Here is a 4,485-nt window from a genome sequence, read left to right as displayed (position 1 = left end):
CAGCCCGAGAATTTTAACCTTCAGCATCAATTCCTGATTGCTGAATACGCCCAACCGCTTCATCGAATTACGCTTGTGGGCACTGATTGTTTTAACACTTTTGTTGGTCAACTGCGCAACCCGGTGTTGGCTAAAGCCCATCGATAAATGCCGCATCGTTTCCATTTCAATCTCGGATAAATACAGCAGCGGGGGGCTATTTACATCAAACCGGCCCGTTAACAACAGCGTAGATAATTTTTCTTGTAATTCTTGTTTGAATCTGGCGATAGTGATATCCAGATCGAACAGACAAACCGTCCTGTCGATAGGGTGATCTTGTAATAAACGCTGACAGCGCTCTGAACAAAAAACGATGCAAGGTCTCCATGGTGCTGCTCGGTTAACAAAAGGCAGTACGTCAGTCAGGCATTTCTGGCTGATTATCCATATGTCGATTTGAGGTATCGTCTGCCCCGATTCCAAAGGCATGCATAGCGGGGTATCTGCTAAGACGCCCTCTACTCCATATTTAAAAAATGAGTCAACCCCATAAATATTGAATGCTGGCTTATACTTCATTTTTTCCTCAAAGGTACAGTTATGGCAGTAGGTACAATAGGGACCAGGATCACCATTAATCAGTTTTAATACTCTATAATTGCAAAGTGAGTATAGGACCGTTGGCTAATAGTAAAGTATTTTTATATCAGCCCTTGAAATACTGACGCCTTTACTTCTGGACGTGATGATAATGTCGTCTGAGATGCCCAGTAGCGCCAGTTTTAACTTGAGCTCTTTGAGTTCTTGCCACAGATATTGATTGGAAGATGAATAGTTCATCTTGCCAATGACCTCGTTCAGCAATTCCTGGCGACTGACAAATTTATCATCGGCATGCTTGAGTAAATAGGTGAGTATTGCCATTGTCACTTCTTTTAACGAGACGACCGCGCAGGAGAAGTTAGCGCTAGGTTTGTCCGTGCTGAGACGAACTATCCTGTTATGCTTAACATCGACTTGCAGATCCGGCTCAATCCAGAAGCCAAATAGTTTTTTCCTATCCATTTCCTAAACTCCTGTTATTAAGCAAAGCTCCAATCCGTTGGCCAGACAATTCTAAGACCATTCTCATATAAAACAATACGGTTGATATCCCGATCTCATTGTTTCCATTTTGTAATAAAATAGATTTTTTGACTAAAAAATCACAGATTGCTAGTTATAAACTCCACTTTAGCCAGATTAACTAAATTTCACACCACCATTGATCATGGGAATCTTATTAGCATAAAAATTCAAAATTATACATTTTCTGGGTTAATGTGCTTTTAACATATTAAGTCCAATAAAAACAATCATCTTACCTTCCTCTGTGGTGATAAATAAATCCACACTATCACGCTGTTTTCACTCGTATAGCCATACATGTGTCGCTGCCAAGATTATTCCTAATCATCGTCTGCAGTCTAGCTGTCCTCACCGCTGTTCTCATCAGTTGCCTGACACCCTTTCTGACGTTCATGCCGGTATCAGCGGCGTTGGATAAGATAAATATTAGGGGAGGACTGGAATTAGTCGTAATTAATTTTTTTTATTTAAACTTATTAAATGGGGCCCGCCGGGTGGGACAGGGCGTCAGGACGCGGGCGGGTCGTTGCTGGCAGAGTTGGAGGCAAGTGGTGCTGGTTAAAAATAAGCAAATTACTGTATTTTATGGATTAATAAATATTATTAAGAAAAATCTCTGCATTCTGGAGAAGCTGATATGTTATCAGGGTGGGTGGCAGGCAAGGGGGGGACAGAGGGAAAAGGAAACGCTTTTATGTCAGAGCATTGAAAATACAGGTAATAACGCCAATTAGTAGAACATGCGCTTTTCGATGAAGGTCCCGATGACCTTTTCATGCACCTCAATCGACCGTGAGAAACAGATTGCTTTACGGGCCAGGCGCTTTATACGGGTTCGTAAGGTCAGGTTGTTACGTTCAATACGTTAAGTGCATATTTTGTCCGTCAGATGTTTATCCCTCGGGACTTCCCGGCGATAACTGCCCCAGTCATCACTATTATCATGACGATATTGAACGGGGTCAGTAATGCCAGCAGCTCGCGGCAAGTTTCATCTGTGCGTGGCCCAAATGTGTAGGCCACTACACCGCCTGTTTTGGTGTTGTATGCATACCAGAGCCAGTGCTGCCGAGCCTTGTAATACAAGAATAGGACATCAATGTGACACTTCGCGTTATTTCATATGAACGGAAAGAAGTCAGCTTAGGACCCGGAAATTTATGTTCGTCAAGAACATTATTCAACCAACGAGAGTTCCCCCCTAATGGGCCAGTCAGAAAAAACTCTCACGATCCAATATTATCCAAATTCCGAACCACGTCTAAAAAGGACATCAGCATGCGATCCTTTTTATGCGTGTTAGCGCATGTAGAGATCCGCCTGGAAAACGGAAAATATCCTACGTTAAGCCTGTTTCTTTAGCAGGGGAACGTTGAGCAAGAAGTAGATGCGGGAATTTCTACACTTTCTAATTGCGTTGTTTTACGTTCTGGCTTTACGCTAAAGTATCTTTTTGATATTCATCCTGACGAATCAGAGAAAAGATACCACGCAGCTTATAAAGCTGTGGCCAGTTTTACTTGACCACTACAATGCTTACGACCGAGTTCACGGGCAGAAACCCCGACTTCCGCTTCGCGGAGAATACTGATGATCTGTTGATCGGACAAACTCTTCTTCATGGGGATGTCCTGATGTGGCTTATGAAGACATTACTCACCTCGGAGTGTATTAATCAACGGGGAACTGGTCAGTAGACGCCCCCCAACTCCTGGTTGCACAAGGCACTGTACTATCTACTTAAACTCTGGGTTGATCTAAGATAGGTTGTTGATATATATATTAAAAATAAATTATGATTCATTTACTTCAATAGCCATTTTTTGGACTATACTTGCAAAGGAATTAATTAATCCTTAAATAATTTAGGTATATGCATGGAGAATATCAGTAAAATAATCATTAATGATACTGTGGTTTTTTTTCCAAAAGAGCATGAGCTAAATACACTCAACAGTCAAAGTCATGTGATTTCTCTTAATATTCCAGCAAGTGAGTGCCTCTTTTTGCTTCTGAAAAAAGCGGGTGATGTTGTTAGTCGGGAGGCGTTTTTCCATGAGGTTTGGGAAAGTAAAGGCCTCTATGTAACACCTAATACATTTTACCAAAATATTTCTTTACTGCGAAGAGCTTTGAAGTCCGCCGGTTTAGAAGACAATGTTATTCGGACAGTGTCAAAGCAGGGCATTAGATTTTCTGGTAAAATAGAAATCATTAATGACAATTTTTTACTGAATGCTCCTATCTCAGAGGAACGTGATAAAGTTGAACTTAAAAATGAAACCATAATTGAAAAAAGAGAATTGCCGTATAAAGAAATAAGTAGCTTACGCACCAAGAGTAAATTAATTATCACCTCAGCTATAAGTATTGGTTTCTTGTTATTTATTGCACCTTCCGCTGCAATTATTTTAAAACTAACTGAATATAATGGTTTTTTTGAAGATTACACGTTCATAGGCAAAGTGAATGAGTGTTCAGCTTTCGCAAAAAAATCAGAGGTTGGCAGTCGCAAGAACTCTTACATTGAATTATTGAAATCATATAATGTAAAATGTCAAAAAGAACAGATTGCCTATGTGATTTCCAATGCCATTAACACAAAAATGTCAGTAACAATTTGTGATGAAAGTATAAATAAGCCATCATCCTGTGTGACTTGGCTCTATGCGGAGGGGCAAAATGAAAAAGAAAGCTAGTTTTTTTTGGGGCGTAATTTTCATTATGGTGATATTAACGCCCTCTGTCTATTTGTTTTATTTGAATTATAAGGAAACACATTTTTCTTGCTGGGCTAAAAGTCATGCAACAAGAGGGGGGCAATATCACTTCTCAGAATTTCAGCTTATTTTTAATTCAGGTCAAGGCGAGCTAAACTCCATAGTTAAATACAGCGACCCCAATAATAAGGAAAGAATTATAAATGCAAACTTAAAATTTACTTACAAAAAAGACAGTGACAGAATAATACTTGTATCTTCCGATTCAATAAATGATCGCAGTCTGATTACACTATTGGGCTCTATAGTTCCTGATTTTTTCCTACAAAAAGATCGTGGATTATCTATGCGTATTTTTCGTCAAGGAAATGATGCATATATATTTACTTCGGAAGATATACCGCTCTTTATTTGCAATAAGAATTAACATGATAAATCACAACTGAAAAATAGGAAAATCCTCTATCATATTGACGGAGAGAAGGCGATGCTGCATTTTGCTTGCAGCATCATTGTCTGAAATAAAATCCTTTTGAGATAGGCTGTTAGCAAGGCATTACTGGATGGCTTGCTAATAATAATTTATGGTGAATACAACCTTGCTGTCTGCCTTGCCCGGTGTCACATTGTTCTCTGTTTTGATGTATCTGGCTAC

General features: G+C 39.6%; 5 protein-coding genes and 1 pseudogene. 2 read left to right on the top strand and 4 right to left on the bottom strand.

The features are described 5' to 3' along the window. From ABIE29_RS23355 to ABIE29_RS23340, 4 genes and pseudogenes are all read right to left on the bottom strand, one after another. A partial coding sequence (locus ABIE29_RS23355; protein WP_429621721.1) for a helix-turn-helix transcriptional regulator occupies positions 1-561 on the bottom strand: 561 nt, incomplete at its 3' end. 105 nt (positions 562-666) lie between these two features. Beyond that, positions 667-1,047 (bottom strand): winged helix-turn-helix domain-containing protein, encoded by a 381-nt coding sequence (locus ABIE29_RS23350; protein WP_429621719.1) that lies wholly within the window; start codon positions 1,045-1,047, stop codon positions 667-669. Between the two features lie 793 nt (positions 1,048-1,840). Further along, positions 1,841-2,187: pseudogene (locus ABIE29_RS23345) on the bottom strand (IS1 family transposase); the annotation flags it as partial. 419 nt (positions 2,188-2,606) lie between these two features. After that, positions 2,607-2,732 carry a hypothetical protein gene (locus ABIE29_RS23340; RefSeq protein WP_429621723.1) on the bottom strand — a complete coding sequence of 42 codons (126 nt, stop codon included), beginning with the start codon at positions 2,730-2,732 and terminating at the stop codon, positions 2,607-2,609. A 255-nt stretch (positions 2,733-2,987) separates the two neighbouring features. On the opposite strand from ABIE29_RS23340, the gene ABIE29_RS23335 reads away from it, so the two are divergent. Both ABIE29_RS23335 and ABIE29_RS23330 read left to right on the top strand, forming a co-directional pair. Continuing rightward, positions 2,988-3,809, top strand: a complete 822-nt coding sequence (locus ABIE29_RS23335) for a winged helix-turn-helix domain-containing protein (protein ID WP_429621717.1) — start codon at positions 2,988-2,990, stop codon at positions 3,807-3,809. Then, positions 3,793-4,257 carry a hypothetical protein gene (locus ABIE29_RS23330; RefSeq protein ID WP_429621715.1) on the top strand — a complete coding sequence of 155 codons (465 nt, stop codon included), beginning with the start codon at positions 3,793-3,795 and terminating at the stop codon, positions 4,255-4,257. The genes ABIE29_RS23335 and ABIE29_RS23330 overlap by 17 nt, the downstream gene beginning before the upstream one ends. Positions 4,258-4,485 lie beyond the last annotated feature (228 nt).

Source organism: Serratia sp. 2723 (assembly GCF_050434425.1).
In the GTDB taxonomy this organism is placed as follows: Bacteria; Pseudomonadota; Gammaproteobacteria; order Enterobacterales; family Enterobacteriaceae; genus Chania.
The sequence above is the reverse complement of the archived record's forward strand: the minus strand, read 5'-3'. Positions and strand labels throughout refer to the sequence as shown.